The organism is Serratia sp. A07, from assembly GCF_058725505.1.
Genome location: NZ_JBZXDO010000012.1, coordinates 49,458 through 66,239, shown reverse-complemented (window position 1 = coordinate 66,239; position 16,782 = coordinate 49,458). Strand labels below are relative to the sequence as shown.

The 16,782-nt window shown below is 60.2% G+C and carries 15 protein-coding genes, 4 tRNA genes and 1 other RNA gene; 6 read left to right on the top strand and 14 right to left on the bottom strand.

What is annotated here, in order from left to right:
• Positions 1-284: 284 nt before the first annotated feature.
• Entirely contained in the window at positions 285-758 is a 474-nt protein-coding gene (locus AC4PR2_RS14225; RefSeq protein ID WP_025160392.1) for a WbuC family cupin fold metalloprotein, read from the top strand.
• A 45-nt stretch (positions 759-803) separates the two neighbouring features.
• On the opposite strand, the gene uvrD is transcribed toward AC4PR2_RS14225, so the two are convergent.
• The 6 genes from uvrD to lptM all read right to left on the bottom strand — a co-directional run bounded on the left by uvrD (position 804) and on the right by lptM (position 6,481).
• Positions 804-2,966: a DNA helicase II gene (gene uvrD / locus AC4PR2_RS14220; protein ID WP_038874108.1), complete on the bottom strand. Its 2,163-nt coding sequence runs from the start codon at positions 2,964-2,966 to the stop codon at positions 804-806.
• A gap of 78 nt (positions 2,967-3,044) precedes the next feature.
• Positions 3,045-3,761 (bottom strand): 5-amino-6-(5-phospho-D-ribitylamino)uracil phosphatase YigB, encoded by a 717-nt coding sequence (yigB, locus tag AC4PR2_RS14215; protein ID WP_100396582.1) that lies wholly within the window; start codon positions 3,759-3,761, stop codon positions 3,045-3,047.
• Entirely contained in the window at positions 3,761-4,672 is a 912-nt protein-coding gene (gene xerC / locus AC4PR2_RS14210) for a tyrosine recombinase XerC (RefSeq protein ID WP_033654013.1), read from the bottom strand. Before xerC ends, yigB begins: the two co-directional genes overlap by 1 nt.
• A complete protein-coding gene (locus AC4PR2_RS14205) occupies positions 4,669-5,382 on the bottom strand; it encodes a DUF484 domain-containing protein (protein ID WP_038874100.1) in 714 nt (237 codons plus the stop codon). The genes xerC and AC4PR2_RS14205 overlap by 4 nt, the downstream gene beginning before the upstream one ends.
• A complete protein-coding gene (gene dapF, locus AC4PR2_RS14200; protein ID WP_084826275.1) occupies positions 5,379-6,203 on the bottom strand; it encodes a diaminopimelate epimerase in 825 nt (274 codons plus the stop codon). Before dapF ends, AC4PR2_RS14205 begins: the two co-directional genes overlap by 4 nt.
• 71 nt (positions 6,204-6,274) lie before the next feature.
• Positions 6,275-6,481 carry an LPS translocon maturation chaperone LptM gene (gene lptM, locus AC4PR2_RS14195; protein ID WP_048232385.1) on the bottom strand — a complete coding sequence of 69 codons (207 nt, stop codon included), beginning with the start codon at positions 6,479-6,481 and terminating at the stop codon, positions 6,275-6,277.
• A gap of 78 nt (positions 6,482-6,559) precedes the next feature.
• Here lptM and cyaY point away from each other — a divergent pair, with 78 nt between their 5' ends.
• Positions 6,560-6,880, top strand: coding sequence for an iron donor protein CyaY (cyaY, locus tag AC4PR2_RS14190; RefSeq protein WP_049200053.1), 321 nt, complete (start codon positions 6,560-6,562; stop codon positions 6,878-6,880).
• Between the two features lie 36 nt (positions 6,881-6,916).
• Here cyaY and AC4PR2_RS14185 read toward each other — a convergent pair whose 3' ends face one another.
• Positions 6,917-9,469: a class I adenylate cyclase gene (locus tag AC4PR2_RS14185; RefSeq protein WP_019452546.1), complete on the bottom strand. Its 2,553-nt coding sequence runs from the start codon at positions 9,467-9,469 to the stop codon at positions 6,917-6,919.
• A gap of 316 nt (positions 9,470-9,785) precedes the next feature.
• On the opposite strand from AC4PR2_RS14185, the gene hemC reads away from it, so the two are divergent.
• From hemC to hemY, 4 genes are read left to right on the top strand one after another with little or no spacing between them, the layout of a single operon-like run.
• On the top strand, positions 9,786-10,727 hold the full coding sequence (gene hemC, locus AC4PR2_RS14180; RefSeq protein WP_038874089.1) for a hydroxymethylbilane synthase: 942 nt from the start codon (positions 9,786-9,788) through the stop codon (positions 10,725-10,727).
• Complete coding sequence (hemD, locus tag AC4PR2_RS14175) at positions 10,724-11,464, top strand: uroporphyrinogen-III synthase (RefSeq protein ID WP_089186667.1); 741 nt, start codon at positions 10,724-10,726, stop codon at positions 11,462-11,464. The genes hemC and hemD overlap by 4 nt, the downstream gene beginning before the upstream one ends.
• Before the next feature lie 22 nt (positions 11,465-11,486).
• Positions 11,487-12,611: a uroporphyrinogen-III C-methyltransferase gene (hemX, locus tag AC4PR2_RS14170; protein WP_038874084.1), complete on the top strand. Its 1,125-nt coding sequence runs from the start codon at positions 11,487-11,489 to the stop codon at positions 12,609-12,611.
• 3 nt (positions 12,612-12,614) lie between these two features.
• A complete protein-coding gene (gene hemY / locus AC4PR2_RS14165) occupies positions 12,615-13,811 on the top strand; it encodes a protoheme IX biogenesis protein HemY (protein WP_492175257.1) in 1,197 nt (398 codons plus the stop codon).
• A gap of 429 nt (positions 13,812-14,240) precedes the next feature.
• On the opposite strand, the gene AC4PR2_RS14160 is transcribed toward hemY, so the two are convergent.
• The 7 genes from AC4PR2_RS14160 to thrP all read right to left on the bottom strand — a co-directional run bounded on the left by AC4PR2_RS14160 (position 14,241) and on the right by thrP (position 16,713).
• The gene (locus AC4PR2_RS14160; protein WP_145958043.1) at positions 14,241-14,468 is read right to left on the bottom strand and encodes a hypothetical protein; all 228 of its coding nucleotides are present in this window, start codon (positions 14,466-14,468) and stop codon (positions 14,241-14,243) included.
• A gap of 46 nt (positions 14,469-14,514) precedes the next feature.
• A non-coding RNA gene (locus AC4PR2_RS14155) (RtT sRNA) lies at positions 14,515-14,644 on the bottom strand.
• Positions 14,645-14,678: 34 nt separating this feature from the next.
• Positions 14,679-14,755: transfer RNA gene (locus AC4PR2_RS14150), tRNA-Pro, on the bottom strand.
• Between the two features lie 74 nt (positions 14,756-14,829).
• Positions 14,830-14,916: transfer RNA gene (locus AC4PR2_RS14145), tRNA-Leu, on the bottom strand.
• A gap of 42 nt (positions 14,917-14,958) precedes the next feature.
• A tRNA-His gene (locus AC4PR2_RS14140) sits at positions 14,959-15,034 on the bottom strand.
• Positions 15,035-15,097: 63 nt separating this feature from the next.
• Positions 15,098-15,174 (bottom strand) — tRNA-Arg (locus AC4PR2_RS14135).
• A 135-nt stretch (positions 15,175-15,309) separates the two neighbouring features.
• Entirely contained in the window at positions 15,310-16,713 is a 1,404-nt protein-coding gene (gene thrP / locus AC4PR2_RS14130) for a bifunctional threonine/serine APC transporter ThrP (RefSeq protein ID WP_038874078.1), read from the bottom strand.
• Positions 16,714-16,782 lie beyond the last annotated feature (69 nt).

The window sequence follows — 16,782 nt, the reverse complement described above, 5'->3', positions numbered from 1 at the left end:
GAGCCTTAGAAGTTATACCTGCGGCGCAGGTCAGTGAGCCAGTATCTACTGGGTGTGTCCAAGGCGTCTGTCCTCAATGATAATAGTGCGCGCATGTTACGCCGAGAGGAAAAAGCCTGTCAACACGTTAGGCGGGATAATTGCGCAACAAATCATCACGATGATCAATGGTAAAAATGGCGCTTAAACCGTGCTGAAAAAGTCGCGGCGATCGCTTACCGCCAACAAGAATGTTGTTAAGATGACATCACCCTAATGGTACGACAAGCATGCGGATTTAAATGATGAAACAGATTACCGCCCATGAACTGACCGCGATGAGCGAACAGGCCGCCAGCGTGGCCCGCCTGCGCGCGCACCGCACTTTACACGAAGAGTTGAGCGACCCGGTGCAACGCCTGGCGATCGCCATGGAACCCGGCACCTATATCCGCCCGCACCGTCACCCGCAAACCTGGGAATTGCTGACGCCGCTGCGCGGCCGTTTTGTCGTGTTACAGTTCAACGATGACGGCGTCGTCACGCAGCGCACCCTGCTCGGCGAAGAAACCAAAGTGCTGGAGATGCCGGCATTTACCTGGCATGCGGTGCTGTCGGTCGATGCCGGCGGCGTGGTATTCGAAGTGAAGCAGGGCCCGTATCAGGCACTGACCGAAGAGGACTGCATGCAATGGGCGCCGCAGGAAGGCGGCGAAGGCACCGAAGCGGTAATGCGCTGGTATGCCACCGCGCAGGTCGGCGATCGCTACCCTCACTGATAATGAACGATTGCAGGGGCGTGCCCCTGCAACTCTCCCCTCTCTTTATACCGTTTCCAGGCGAGCGTAGGCCGCCACCAGCCACTTGATGCCCTCGCCCGGGAAAGCGATCTGCAGCCGGCTGTGCTCGCCGCTGCCCTCCAAATTGACGATGGTGCCTTCGCCAAACTTGGGATGGCGCACGCGCTGGCCCAGCTTGTAGCCAGTATCGTTCTCGCTGATCGGCGTGCCCATGCGGCGGTGATTGACCGGGCGCGAGACGCTGGCGCGCAGGCGCACTTCTTCCACGCACTCTTCCGGCAGCTCGCCGATAAAGCGCGACGGCCGGTGGTAAACCTCTTTGCCGTACAGACGGCGCGTTTCGGCATAGGTCAGCGTCAGTTTCTGCATGGCGCGCGTTACGCCCACATAGGCCAGGCGGCGCTCCTCTTCCAGACGGCCGCCTTCATCCAGCGACATCTGGCTCGGGAACATGCCTTCTTCCATGCCGACGATAAACACCAGCGGGAACTCCAGGCCCTTGGCGGAGTGCAGGGTCATCAGCTGCACCGCGTCCTGGTAGGCGTCGGCCTGGCCTTCGCCCGCCTCCAGGGCCGCATGCGACAGGAACGCCTGCAGCGGCATCAGATCCTGATCTTCTTCCTGATAGCTGAACTGGCGCGTCGCCGTCACCAGTTCCTCAAGGTTTTCGATGCGCGCCTGCCCCTTTTCGCCTTTCTCCTGCTCATACATGATGAACAGCCCGGAATCGCGGATCACCCGGTCGGTCTGCACGTGGAGCGGCATGTCGGCGGTTTCATGCGCCAGCGACTCCACCAGTTCGATAAAGCGCTGCAGCGCCGACGCGGCGCGGCCGGCCAACACTTTGTCCTGCATCAGCTCGCGCGTCGCCTGCCACAGCGTCAGCTGGCGATCGCGCGCCGCCTGGCGCACCACGTCGAGGGTACGATCGCCGATGCCGCGCGTCGGGGTGTTGACCACGCGCTCGAAGGCCGCATCGTCGTTGCGGTTGGAAATGAGGCGCAGGTAAGCCAGCGCATCCTTGATTTCCTGGCGTTCGAAGAAGCGCTGGCCGCCGTAGATGCGGTACGGCATCGCCGTCTGCAGCAGCGCCTCTTCCAGCACGCGCGACTGGGCGTTGCTGCGGTACAGGATGGCGCAGTCGTTCAGCGCCCCGCCGTTGTCCTGCCAGGTCTTGATGCGGTTGACCACGAAGCGCGCTTCGTCGAGTTCGTTGAAGGCACAGTAAATGGAGATCGGTTCGCCTTCGCCGCCTTCGGTCCACAGGTTTTTACCCATGCGCCCGTCGTTGTTGGCGATCAGGGTGTTGGCCGCTTTCAGGATGTTGCTGGTGGAACGGTAGTTCTGCTCCAGGCGGATGGTTTCCGCACCGGGGAAATCTTTCAGGAAGCGCTGGATGTTTTCCACCTGCGCGCCGCGCCAGCCGTAGATCGACTGGTCATCGTCACCGACGATCATCACGTTGCTGTTGCCGCCCGCCAGCAGACGGATCCAGGCGTACTGGATGCTGTTGGTATCCTGGAATTCGTCCACCAGCACGTTGGTGAAACGTTCGCGGTAGTGGTTGAGGATATGCGGCTTGTTCAGCCACAGCTCGTGCGCGCGCAGCAGCAGCTCGGCGAAATCCACCAGCCCCGCGCGATCGCAGGCTTCCTGATAGGCCTGGTAGATGCGCAGCCAGGTGGCCTCTACCGGGTTGTTGTAGGTCTCGACGTGCTGTGGCCGCAGGCCCTCGTCTTTCTTGCCGTTGATGTACCACATCGCCTGACGCGGCGGCCACTGCTTCTCGTCGACGTTCAGCGCCTTGATGATGCGCTTGAGCAGCCGCAGCTGGTCGTCGCTGTCGAGGATCTGGAAATCCTGCGGCAGGTTGGCTTCCAGATGGTGGGCGCGCAACAGACGATGCGCCAGGCCGTGGAAGGTGCCGATCCACATGCCACCCTGACTGGTGCCGATCAGATGTTCGATACGGTGGCGCATTTCCGCCGCCGCCTTGTTGGTGAAGGTCACCGCCATGATCGAATACGGCGAACAGTTCTCCACCGACAGCAGCCAGGCGATGCGATGCACCAGTACCCGGGTCTTGCCGCTGCCCGCCCCGGCCAGAACCAACAGGTTGCTGCGCGGCGCCGCCACGGCTTCACGTTGTTTTTCATTCAGGCTGTCGAGCAGATCGGAGACGTCCATAGGCACCACTAATGGTTAAGGGAAAACCCGCCGCTGACGGGTTTTTCACTGGAAATTTATACAGAGTTCTGGCAGGGATTATAACAATGCTGTCAGCGATGCCAACTGCGAAATCTCAATATGCGGCAGCAGGCGGCTGTCGGCGGCCCGCATCAGGCAGCGTTGCCGATCGTTGATCCAACAGGCCTGCAGCCCCGCGCGCAGCGCGCCGGCGACGTCGGTAGTCAGATCGTCGCCCACGTGCAGAATCTGCTCGGGCGCCACGCCCAGCCGCTCGACGGCCAGGTGGTACATGTCCTGGTACGGTTTGGCACGCCCGTCCGGCCCGGAGCGCAACACGAACTGGAAATAGCCGTCCAGGCCACACTGCGCCGGATCGGCGTTGCCGTTGGTGATCGCCACCAGCGGATAGCGCGCGGCCAGCGCCTTCAGCGTGGCGTGGGTCGCTTCCGGTACCTCGATGCGGCTGCGCCACAGCGCGAAGTTTTGCATCGCCGCATCGGCCCCGATCGCCGCGTCGGCATCGCGCAGCCCCTGCCGGCTCAGCGCCAGATGAATAGCGCGCCAGCGCCACTGGGTGACGTCGTGGTAGATCTCCGGATCCTGTTCGCGCAGCTCCTGGCGCAGGCGGTGGAAATCCGCCGACTGGAAGCTGTTCAGACCGGGATGGTAGCTCTGCAGGAAGGCCACCGACTGTTGTTCGGTCTGTCTAATCACCGGGCGATTGTCATACAGCGTGTCGTCCAGATCGAAAGTCAGCGCCGCCAGCGGGCGCAGCGGGCGATAAAAATGCATCAGGATTTCCCCCGTTTGGCGCGCGGATGCGCGGCATCGTACACGTTCGCCAGATGTTGAAAGTCGAGGTGGGTATAAATTTGCGTGGTGGTCAGGTTGGCGTGGCCGAGCAGCTCCTGCACCGCGCGCAGATCGCCGCTGGACTCCAGCATGTGGGTCGCGAAGGAGTGGCGCAGCTTGTGCGGGTGGATATGGCTGTTGACGCCCTGTTTCACGCCCCATTCGGCGAAGCGCTTTTGCACGTTGCGCGTCGAAATGCGCCGCCCCTGATTGGACAGGAACATCGCGTCATCTTCCGGCCCGAACAGATCGCGCATCGCCAGCCAGTGTTCCAGCCAGGTGACGGCGGTGCGCCCGATCGGCAATTTGCGCTCTTTGCTGCCTTTCCCCATCACCCATACCTCGCCGGCGGCCATGTCGACATGGCGGCAATCCAACCCCACCAGCTCGGAGAGGCGCAGGCCGGCGCCGTACATCACCTCAAGCATGGCGCGATCGCGCACCGCCAGCGGATCGTTGAGATCGATCTCCAGCAGCTGGTTCATTTCATCGACGTCAATGTTTTTCGGCAGATGGCGGCCGCTGCGCGGCGTGCGGATGCCCTTGGCGGGGTTGGCGTGCAATACGCCCTGGCTGACCAGCCAGTCGAGGAAACTGCGCAACGAAGAGAGCCGCAGCGCCAGGCTGGCGGACTGCAGGCCGGCGCGTTTGCTGCGCGCCGCCAGCATGCGCACTCGGGCGGCGTCCAGCGCCGTCCAGTCGGTGACGCCAATCTCCTGCGCCAGGCGCATCAGCGCCGCCAACTGGCGCGAATAGCTGAGCTGCGTCAGCGGGCTGAGTTGCCGTTCTACCTTGAGATAACGCAGAAAAGCGTCCACCGGCTGCTGCAGGCTGGGCGCAATCGGCGTCATGCGCGTTCGACCCAGCGTTCCAGCAGTTCCGGCAGCATGCGCGCCAGTTGATTGAGCATCACCGTGCCCATGCCCTGCTGATAGTGTTGCGTATCGCGGCTGCTGAAGATCACCATGCCCAGTTCGCCGTCGTCGCCCAGCATCGACAGCGCCACCGAGCCAATCTGGCCAATCTGTTTGGCCTGCGGCAACAGCAGCAGCAGTTCGGGGCCGTTCAGGCCGCCGAGGTAGTGTTGTTCGCTGCCCAGCCGCTGAATGCGGAACGGCTCGAATGCCGAACGCGTCAGCGCCAGGTGGGTAAAGTCGGAAGGCGCGCCGATCTTCCAGCGTTCGGCGAACAGGCGCACCGTGGCACCGGCCAAACCGAAGCCGCGCGCCCAGCGCTGCAGCCGGTTGAGCATGTCCTGCAGGCTGTCGGCGGTGGCCAAATCGGCCTGCAGGTGCAGCAACCGGGCGAACAGCCCTTCGTTGGCGCTGGCCTGTTCCATCAACAGCGTGATCTCTTCTTCCAGCCGTTCGATGTGATTGCGCTGGCGGGCCAGATGCCATTCCACCAGCGAAACGGTGCCGCGCACCGGGTGCGGCACGCGCATCTGCTCAACCTGGCGTGCGTTGCGAATAAAGAAATCCGGGTTCTGCAGCAGATACTGCATCACGGTGTCGTCATCCAGCGCCAGGCCGGCGACGCTCTGTTCTTCTACGCTCTTCATAGATGAATAAATCCGTCATAGACATGGGTTGCCGGGCCGGTCATAAACAGCGCGTTGCCCGGCCCTTTCCAGCGAATATGCAGGCTGCCGCCCGGCAGTTCTACATGCACCTCTTCTGACAGCAATTCCTGTTGGATCCCCACCGCCACCGCCGCACAGGCGCCGCTGCCGCAGGCCTGCGTTTCGCCGGCGCCGCGCTCGTAAACGCGCAGCTTGATGTGATCGCGGCTGACCACCTGCATAAAGCCGATGTTGGCCCGTTCCGGGAAGCGCTCATGCCCTTCCAGCACCGGCCCGAGCAGCTCCACCTTGGCGGTTTTTACATCATCCACCTGCAAAACACAATGCGGGTTGCCCATCGACACCACGCCGCACAGCACGGTCTGTTCCGCCGCGCGCATGATGTAGGTCTTTTCGGCCTTGGCGGCGCGGAACGGCACCGCCTGCGGATCGAAGTTCGGCTCACCCATGTTGACGCACACCAGATCGTCGTCGGTGACGCTGAGCACCATGCGCCCGGTTTGGGTGCTGACGCGGATATCGCGCTTGTTGGTCAGCCCTTTCAGCCGCACAAAGCGCGCGAAGCAGCGCGCGCCGTTGCCGCACTGCGCCACTTCGCTGCCGTCGGCGTTGAAAATTCGGTAGTGAAAATCCAGCTCGGGATCGTAAGGCGGTTCTACCACCAGCATCTGGTCAAAGCCGACGCCCAGGTGCCGATCGGCCAGCCGGCGGATCAGCTCAGGTGAAAAATAGACATTCTGTGTAACGGCATCGACCACCATAAAGTCGTTGCCCAGACCGTGCATTTTGGAGAACTGCATATCATACTCCGCTATCTGGACGCGCTATCCGTCTTGATTTTGCGGCGGCGCTCGCCACCGCAAACAGGGTGTTACTGGTCGACCATCGACGGTTTTTGCTGAGAGCCAGACTGCTCCTGCTGGTTCTTTTGCACCTGATCGCCCGTTTGCACCGGCGGCTTGGCCGGTTTTTGGCCGGCGGAATCGGCAGGTGGGAAGTAAAGCGGGCCCTTCAGACCACAGCCGGCGAGGCCGGTAAGCAGAACTGCCATCAGCGCATAGCGTAGTTGTTTTTTCATTTGCATTAATGCCTGTAATTCATGCGTCCAAGGTCTCTATAATCGCAGGTGGATCATGAAAAGCAATAGGAATTGAATATGAACGACAGCGAGTTTCATCAGTTGGCCGACCAGCTGATGCTGAATATTGAAGAGACACTGGACGATTTTGACGGCGATGCGGACATCGATTACGAAACCAATGGCGGCGTGATGACGCTGAGCTTCGAAAACGGCACCAAAATCGTCATCAACCGCCAAGAGCCGCTGCACCAGGTGTGGCTCGCCACCAAGGCCGGCGGTTACCACTTCAACTACCGCGACGGCGTCTGGCTATGCGATCGCAGCGGGCAGCCGTTTTATCAGCTGCTCAGCGAAGCGGCCAGCGCACAGGCCGGTGAGGAACTGCAGTTTTCCTGAGGCGATGCAGGGCTCGGCAACCGAGCCCTTGCGGCGTCAATGCAGCTGGAACTGCTGTTTGAGCGGCTGTGCGGCGCCATCGGCCACCGTCACGCACAGGCTGGACAGCACGTTGCTGCGGAACGGGATCACCTGCGTGCGCCCGTCGAGCTGCACGATCTGATAGAACTGCGGTAGGTTGAAGTTGATGAAGCTGGAGCCGTAGGTAAAGCGATCGTGCGATGAAGAGTAGAAGCGGCTGACGTCGCGCACCAGCTCCTCTTTACTGCCCTCGCAGTGGTGATACACCTCCACCCGATTCGACTCGTCCAGAATATAGATGTTGAAGCCCTTGTCGTCCGAGGTGTCTTCGAAGAAGAACTGGATGATCCCCTCGCTGGCGAAGCCATCCACCACCGGCGGCAGATGCACCTGATCGGTTTCCACCTTGATAGACAGGCCGTGCAGCTTGTTGTTGGAGATCGCACCGTAAAATTCCACCGCGTTCTCCAGCTTTTGCACCGACACGCTCAGGCGCTCGAAGAACAGCCCCCAGGTCTGCCCGGCGACGCGTACCGCCTTGAAGCGGCCAGGCTCCAGGCGGGTGCTGGACAGGCGCAGCTCAATGCACTCCGACACCAACTGCTGGATGCGGGTGCGGATCAGGCCACGCAGGTGCTGGCTGTAGCAGAACACTTCCACCGACTCCGGCGGCGCGGCGTCCTGGTGCATTTTGCCGAGAATGGTTTTCAGCGCTTCCAGCACCGACTGCTCGCCGCTGAAATGCAGGGTGCGCACTTCATTCCAGGAGTTGCGATACAGCAGATCGATGCTGCCGACCAGGCACTGCTGCTGCTGGCCGAAGCTGAACACGTCCAGCTTGCGGAAATCGAAGTGCACCACCTGATTGCGGAAGGCGGCGGTCGGATCGTTTTCCAGATTGACGATGATCGCCAGATGGCGAATTTCGCACGGGCTGTACAGCGCTTTCGGCGTCGGCGCCGGCAGGCGCAGCGGGAAGTGATGGGAAACGTCGGCCACCAGTTCCTGCAGCTTGGCGGTGTCGCACAGGTTGCCGCTCTTGATGTGCAGGCGGGTCTGCGGAGTCAGCAGGCCGTTGAAATAGGCCCAGGCCACCAGCTTGTTCAGGTAGCGGTTATATTCCAGCGGCTGATGGCTGACGATCGAATCCATGGCCGGCGCCTGATTATACAGGTACCAGCCGGTGCGGTTGGCGCGGCCAACCGGCACGTGAATAAAGGTTAAATCGTTTTCCGACAGGTCCGGCGAAATCTGCGGGTTCACCAGCGTCACCTTGCCGGGCAGCGCCTCGAACGCCGCGTACAGTTTGCGGGTCAGCACGCCGATATCCTGCGGGCTGGCGCTGACGCTGAGGTTGTTGCGGCGGGCGAAACGGATCAGGTTGCGGTAGCTCTGCATCATCGCGTCGAGCAACTCGTTATGCGCTTCACGCACCCGTTCGATTTTCCAGTTGGCACGGTTGTCCAGCATCGCCAGACGCTCTTCGCTCCAGCCCCACTCGCTGACCAGCTGGCTGAGGATCTCGCGCCGCCAGCCGACGCAGGCCTTGGCCAGCGACAGCTTTTCACACACTTTCAGGTAGAAACAGCGGCGGGCCAGATCGAGGCGGGTGGTGTCGTTGATGTCGGTCAGGTAGCGGGTCACGCGCTCGAGCATCATGCAATAGGCATCGAGCCCGAAGCTGACGATCTCCCCCTGATGCAGGCGGTGTTTGATGTCCGTCGCCAGCAGCTGGGTATTGGGGTATTCCCAGGAATAGGCTTCCAGCAGCAGGGTCTTCAGCACCGCCTTGTAAGGCGAATCGATGCTCTTGTACAGCTGCCACAGGCTGGCGCCGAAGTACTCTTCTGCCGACAGCGAACTCAGGCCGCCGAGATCCAGCCACTCGTTCGGCGTCAGCGCGCCCTGCGCATACAGCGACAGCACGTATTCATCGTAGTGCGCTTCTTCTTCGCCCGGCACCATGTTCCACAGGATGCGTTTGCCGGCCAGGCGCACCGCGGTGCGATAGAATTCGTCGAGTAACAGGATATGCTGCGTCGAGCCGCAGTCTTCGCCGCCCAGGCTGCCGCTTTCATTATGGCGGAAGCGGTTTTCGTCGATCAGGAAGAAGCTGACTTCCACCCCCATCGAGGCGGCCCACTTCTCAAGCAGGCTGCATTTTTGCTGCAGGCGGGTGCGTTCTTCGTTGTCCAGCCAGGACTGGTGGCAGACCCAGATGTCGAGATCCGAGCTGCAGCTTTGGCCGATAGACGAGGTGCTGCCCATCGAGTAGACGCCGGTGATCGGCAGCTCACCGCTGGCCGGTTTGTCAAACGGGCTGCCCCATTTGTCTTCTAAATCGTTCAGGTAATCTTGTTGAGTTTCATCAGGCGTGTAGAGGCAAATGCCATGGGGAACGTTACCGTTCAGGTAACCCGGCATCAGCGGGTGGTGGTGGTGCAGTAAGGTGGGCAGCAGACTGTATACCCGTTGAAACGCGGGCTTCATAGCCGCCAGGGCGCGATCGACGCGTAGCTGATTGATCGCATCCAGTCTCTGCTTCAATGTCTCGATGTAGAGGTACAAGACGTCTCGCCTGATTATCCCGGTGTTTAGAAAAAAACCCGTATTCCATAAGCGCCGTTAGTGTAAGAAGAATATTTGGCGACTTATTGCTGGAAACGTGATCAATTTAACACCTTGCTGATTGACCGTAAAGGAGGTAACGCTTCACAATTATTGTAGCGCTTCCCTAAACGATTTACCCGCAGTGTTAACTGCCCCAAAGCACATCACACGTCCCTTTGATTCCGTTGTCCTTTTTCCGCCTCCGGCTTCTTGCACTGACAGTATTGGCTCTCAGTGGTAGGATGGATGGCGAAATATAAAAACGGTAACAAGCATGTTAGACAAAATTATTCGAATTGCCACCCGACAAAGCCCGCTTGCACTTTGGCAAGCACATTATGTGCAGCAACGTCTGATGGCCTGCCATCCCGGCCTGCAGGTCGAGTTGGTGCCGATGGTCACGCGCGGCGACGTTATTCTGGATACGCCGCTGGCGAAAGTCGGCGGTAAAGGCCTGTTTGTTAAAGAACTCGAGCTGGCGCTGCTGGAAGGTCGCGCCGACATCGCCGTGCACTCGATGAAAGACGTGCCGGTCGATTTCCCTGCCGGCCTGGGTTTGACCACCATTTGCGAACGCGAAGATCCGCGCGACGCTTTTGTTTCCAACCGTTTCGCCTCGCTCGATCAGCTGCCGCAGGGCAGCGTGGTCGGCACTTCCAGCCTGCGCCGCCAGTGCCAGCTGCGTGAACGTCGCCCGGATCTGATCGTGCGCGACCTGCGCGGCAACGTCGGCACTCGCCTGGCCAAGCTGGACAACGGCGATTACGACGCGATTATTCTGGCGGTGGCCGGCCTGAAACGCCTGGGGCTGGAGCAACGCATCCGCAGCCCGCTGAGCGCCGAAGAGTGCCTGCCGGCGGTCGGCCAGGGTGCGGTCGGCATTGAATGCCGCCTCGACGACAGCGTCACCCGCGCGCTGCTGGTGCCGCTGAACCATGCAGCCACCGAAACCCGCGTACGCGCCGAACGGGCGATGAACACCCGTCTGGAAGGCGGCTGCCAGGTGCCGATCGGCAGCTATGCCGAACTGGATGGCGACAGCCTGTGGCTGCGTGCCCTGGTCGGTGCGCCGGACGGCAGCCAGATGGTGCGCGGCGAACGCCGCGGCCCGGCCGCCGAGGCTGAACGGATGGGCGTTGAGCTGGCGGAAGAGCTGCTGGCGCGCGGCGCACGCGAGATCCTGCGCGAAGTTTACCAGGGAAATCCGCCGGCATGACGATCCTGGTAACCCGCCCATCGCCTTCGGGCGAGCAGTTAGTGAGCCGGCTGCGCGCACTCGGCCGGGTTGCCTATCATGCACCGCTGATCGACTTCGCCCCCGGCGGCGATCTGCCGCAGCTGCCGCAGGCGTTGCAGAAGCTTGGCACCGGCGATCTGGTGTTCGTGCTGTCGCAGCATTCGGTGAACTATGCCGATTCGGTCATCGGCCGCGCCGGGCTGAGCTGGCCCGCGCACCTGACTTATTACGCCATCGGCCGCACCACCGGGCTGGCGCTGCACCGCATCAGCAGTTTGCCGGTGGAATACCCACGAGAACGCGAGATCAGCGAAACGCTGCTGCTGCTGCCGGCGCTGCAAAAGCTGGCGGGTAAACGCGCGCTGATTTTGCGCGGCAACGGCGGCCGCGAGCTGCTGGGCACAACGCTGAGCGAGCGCGGCGCCGACGTCAGCTATTATGAATGCTATCAACGCAGCCCGGTGCACTACGACGGCAGCGAGCAAAGCGCCCACTGGCAGCGCGCCGGTGTGGATACGCTGGTGGTGACCAGCGGTGAAATGTTACAACAGCTCTATACTTTAGTTCCTGATTACTATCGTTCTTCATGGCTGCTGCGTTGCCGCCTGGTAGTAGTGAGCGAACGCCTGGCTACCCTCGCCCGGGACTTGGGCTGGCGTACGATTCGGGTAGCTGACAACGCCGATAATGACGCGCTGATCCGCGCGCTACAATAATCTGACTATGGGATGTGCCACTATGACGGAACAAAATACCCCATCCGCCCCGGTTGAAGAGCCAACCACCGCGGTTGAGAGCTCCCAGCAGCCAGCCGCTGCCAGCCGCAAAGGAAAGAACACCGGCCCGGTGCTCGGCGCGATCGCTATCGTGCTGGTCATCGCCCTCGGCGCGGGCGGCTATTACCACACGCACAAGCAGGCGCAACAGCTGATCGCCGCCAATCAGGCGCTGCAGCAGCAGCTTGAAGGCGTGAAGCAGAGCCAACAGCAGGAAAGAAATGCGCTGGAGGGCCTGTTGCAGCAGCAGGGTAAAACCCTGGACGCCGCCGATCGCGAGCAGGCGAATCTGGCGCGCCAATTGAGCGAACTGCAGGAAAAAGTGGCGACCATCTCCGGCAGCGACGCCAAAACCTGGCTGCTGGCGCAGGCTGATTTCCTGGTGAAAATGGCCGGCCGCAAGCTGTGGAGCGATCAGGACGTCACCAGCGCCGCCGCGCTGCTGAAAAGCGCCGACGCCAGCCTGGCGGACATGAACGATCCGAGCCTGCTCGACGTGCGCCGCGCCATTACCGAAGACATCAGCACGCTTTCTACGCTGACCCAGGTCGATTACGACGGCATCATCCTCAAGGTCAATCAGCTGTCCAATCAGGTAGATAACCTGCGTCTGGCGGATAACGACACCGACGAAGCGCCGATGGATCAAAACAGCAGCGAACTCTCCAGCTCGATCGGCGAGTGGCGGCAGAACCTGGCCAAGAGCTGGCGCAATTTCATGGCCGACTTCATCACCATCCGTCGCCGCGACACCAGCGCCGAGCCGCTGCTGGCACCGAACCAGGACATCTACCTGCGCGAAAACATCCGTTCGCGCCTACTGGTGGCCGCACAGGCCATCCCGCGCCACCAGAACGAGACCTACAAGCAATCGCTGGAAACCGTCTCCACCTGGGTGCGCGCCTATTTCGACACCACCGATCCGGCAACCAAGGCCTTCCTGGAAGAGCTGGACAGCCTGAGCCAACAGTCGATCTCGATGGACGTGCCGGATCAGCTGAAAAGCCAGCCGCTGCTGGAAAAAGTGATGCAGACCCGGGTGCGCAACCTGATGACCCAGTCCCCTGCCGCTCACCAGGAGGGTTAAGCCATGTTACGCGTGCTATTTCTGTTCCTGGTGGTGATCGCCAGCGTGGTGCTCGGGCCGATGCTGGCCGGGCATCAGGGCTATGTGCTGATCCAGACCGATAATTACAATATTGAAACCAGCGTCACCGGCCTGGTGATTATGCTGGTGCTGCTGTTCGTGGTGCTGCTGGCGATCGAGTGGATCCTGCGCCGCATCTTCCGTACCGGCGCCCGCACGCGCGGTTGGTTTATCGGCCGCAAGCGCACCCGCGCGCGCCAGCAAACCAAAGCCGCGCTGATCAAGCTGGCGGAAGGCGACTACAAGCAGGTCGAGAAGCTGATGACGCGCAACGCCGACCACGCCGAACAGCCGGTCGTGAACTACCTGCTGGCCGCCGAGGCCGCACAGCAACGCGGCGACGACTTCCGTACCAATCAGTATCTGGAACGCGCCGCCGAAGCGGCCGACACCGATCAGCTGCCGGTGGACATTACCCGGGTTCGCATCCAGCTGGCGCAGGGCGAGAACCACGCCGCGCGCCACGGCGTCGATCGCCTGCTGAACCAGGCGCCGCGTCATCCGGAAGTGCTGCGTCTGGCGGAACAAGCCTATCTGCGCACTGGCGCCTACGCGTCGCTGCTGGAAGTGCTGCCGTCGATGCGTAAAATCGAACTCCACAGCGAAGAGCAGCTGCAGGCATTGCAGCAACAGGCCTACATCGGGCTGATGAATCAGGCGATGGCGGACGAAGGCAGCGAAGGCCTGAAGCGCTGGTGGAAAGATCAGAGCCGCAAGACGCGTCACGAAGTGCCGCTGCAAATCGCGATGGTGGAACACCTGATCGAATGCAACGACCACGAACTGGCGCAGGAGATTGTGCTCGACAGCCTGAAGCGCCAATACGACGAGCGCCTGGTGCTGTTGCTGCCGCGGCTGAAATCCGGCAACCCCGAGCAGTTGGAAAGAGCGCTGCGTCAGCAGATGAAACAACACGGCGCGACGCCGCTGCTGAACAGCACGCTGGGGCAGCTGTTGATGAAGCACGGCGAGTGGCAGCAAGCGGCCGACGCCTTCCGTGAAGCGCTGAAACAGCGCCCGGATGCCTACGACTACGCCTGGTTGGCCGATACGCTGGAGAAACTGCATCGTTCGGATGAAGCGGCGCAGATTCGGCGTGAGGGGCTGATGTTGACGCTGAAACAGAACGGCGGCGAATAACGCCCTGCCTGAGAGAGAAAAGCGCGGCCCCGATGCCGCGCTTTTTTTTGCCCAATGGCTTTCTGAAACGCAAAAAAAAACACTTGCCGCAGGGCAAGTGTATAAAGAAGCAATCAGGTCTAGGACAACAGGGGCGGTGCCTCACTCAACGTTCTGCCCTGAGCGTGATGACGGGTTAGTCATCGTTCTCGTGGGCGATAGGCACCCTAAATCGGCTCTGCGTCATTCCCAGGGTTTATGAGGCCTAAGGCGAACATAAGAGGTGGAATGAGCATCTACGCAATAGATATAGCATTTGGCGTGCCAACTTTTAAATTTAGGCTCTCAAATAGAAAATATAGTTCAATATATTGAAATTATTGGCTTTTTATTTAACCCTTCCTTTCCCGTCACAAATCACTCTCTGGTGTTCCTTGCCGGCGGCCTTTATCAGGTTGTCGCCTCGAAACGACGACTTAAGCCAAAGCTAGCTTTATCTTTTAAAATCAATGAATTATTTGTCTCAACCTGACGACAGCGCAGGATGGTATTGTCGCTGAAAACCAACACGTTTGCAGGCCGACACCAGATGCTCCCCCAGGAAGGCAAAAAGCCCGTGCGGTGCTGCACGGGCTTGTCGATGTTCCCTTCGTCATGCTGAGAAGAACTTGCTTTCATAAACGACAGACGTAAAAAAACCGACTTGCGTCGGTTTCTTTGAGAGTGGTCGGCGAAAGAGGATTACGCCCATCTTTGATGCGCGCCCTGCGGGCCGTTGCTGAAGCAACGTTGTCTCGCTTCGCGAGGCTCGAACCTCCTGCGGAGGTACTCATCCTCATAAACGACGGACGAAAAAAAACCTGCTTTAAAAAGCAGGTTTTTCGAATGTGGTCGGCGAGAGAGGATTCGAACCTCCGACCCACTGGTCCCAAACCAGTTGCGCTACCAAGCTGCGCTACTCGCCGATTTGTGTTGCTCATACTACCTGATTTATCAGACCGTTGTCCATATAAATCTTATATTTATCAGATATTTTGCGTGGTGCGAAGAGAGGGACTTGAACCCTCACGTCCGTAAGAACACTAACACCTGAAGCTAGCGCGTCTACCAATTCCGCCACCTTCGCACTGTCACAAAATACTGCTAAATCTTCACTTCGCTTAGGAAGTGGGGTGGCTAATGGGACTCGAACCCACGACAACTGGAATCACAATCCAGGGCTCTACCAACTGAGCTATAGCCACCATTACTACTTCTTCTTACTCACGCGGTAATATTACCACCGCAGCTCCTGCGCACAAACTTAATGGCGCGCCCGACAGGATTCGAACCTGAGACCTCTGCCTCCGGAGGGCAGCGCTCTATCCAGCTGAGCTACGGGCGCGTAGCGCCGTTGCGGGAGGGGATACTACGGATTTACGCCAATTCTGTCTAGTGCTTTTTCGCAGAAATGTTGCGTTTGATTACGCTTTGCTCACTCCCGCGCACAAAAGCGCACTCCGTAGCCCCTTTTCACCGTTTATTGACGCGTTTCTACCCGATTTTCAGCCGGATGATGTTTCTTGTGCATGCCGAAAGCGAAGTAGCACAGGCTGACGCCGGCTAAGAAAATCGCCCCGACCAGCAGGGAAATCCGCGTATCCGGGTTGATTCCCATGCCGACCAGCACGCAAATCAGAAAAGCGATGGTCAGATAGTTCACATACGGGAACATGATCGACTTAAAGCTGTGATTTTTGATCGCTTCCTTATGGGCGCGGCGGAAATAAAGCTGGCTTATCAGCACCACGAACCACGGCACCATGCCCGGCAGCACGCTCGCGCTGTAGACATAGACGAACACCTGCTCCGGATTCGGGATGATGTAGTTCAGCGCGGAACCCACCAACAGGCAGCCGATGGTGACGGCGATGCAGTTCACCGGCACGCCGCTGGCGGAAAGCTTGGTCAGCGCCGCCGGCAGCTGGCGGTTCTTGGCCAGGGCGTACAGCATGCGGCCGCCGCTGTACATACCGCTGTTGCAGCCGGAGAGCGCGGCGGTCAACACCACGAAGTTGATGATGCCGGCGGCGGCAACGATGCCGATCTTGGCGAAGGTCAGCACGAACGGGCTGCCGGTAGTGCCGATGCCGTTCCACGGGAAGATGGTGACGATGACGAAGATTGCGCCGACATAGAAGATCAGGATGCGCCACAGGATATTGTTAATCGCGCGTTTCAGCGTCACCTGCGGGTTCTTGGCTTCTCCGGCGGTGATGCCCACCAGCTCAACCCCCTGATAGGACGCCACCACGATGCACAGCGCAAACAGGAAGCCTTTCCAGCCGCCGGCAAAGAAACCGCCGTGCGCCGTCAAATTGGCGAAACCGATAGGTTCACCGCCGTTGCCGAAGCCGAAGAAGATCACCCCCAGCCCCACCAGAATCATCACGATGATGGTGGTGACCTTGATCATGGCGAACCAGAACTCCAGCTCCCCATACAGGCGCACCGCCGCCAGGTTGGCCAGCGCCACCATCGCCACGGCGATCAGCGCCGGCACCCACTGCGGTATTTCCGGGAACCAGAACTGCACATACACCCCGATGGCGGTGATCTCGGAAATGCCGACGGCAATCCACATAAACCAGTAGCCCCAGGCGGTCAGGTAACCGAAATAGGGATTCATGTACTTATGCGCGTAAACGGCAAACGAGCCCGCGACCGGCTCGAGGAACAGCATTTCTCCCATCGAACGCATAATGAAGAACACGAACAGCCCGGCGATGATGTAAGCCAGCAGCACCGACGGCCCCGCCCACTTCAGCGTACTGGCCGACCCCATAAACAGGCCGACACCGATGGTGCCCCCCAGAGCGATAAGCTCGATATGCCGGGCCTCAAGGCCCCGGTGTAGCCCTTGCGGTTTCTCTTTGTGTGCCATAAATCCTCAATAATTTTTCTCGGGTTGTGTTTGCCTGCCGGCCGCTGCCGGTCGTTATTGTCATTATTA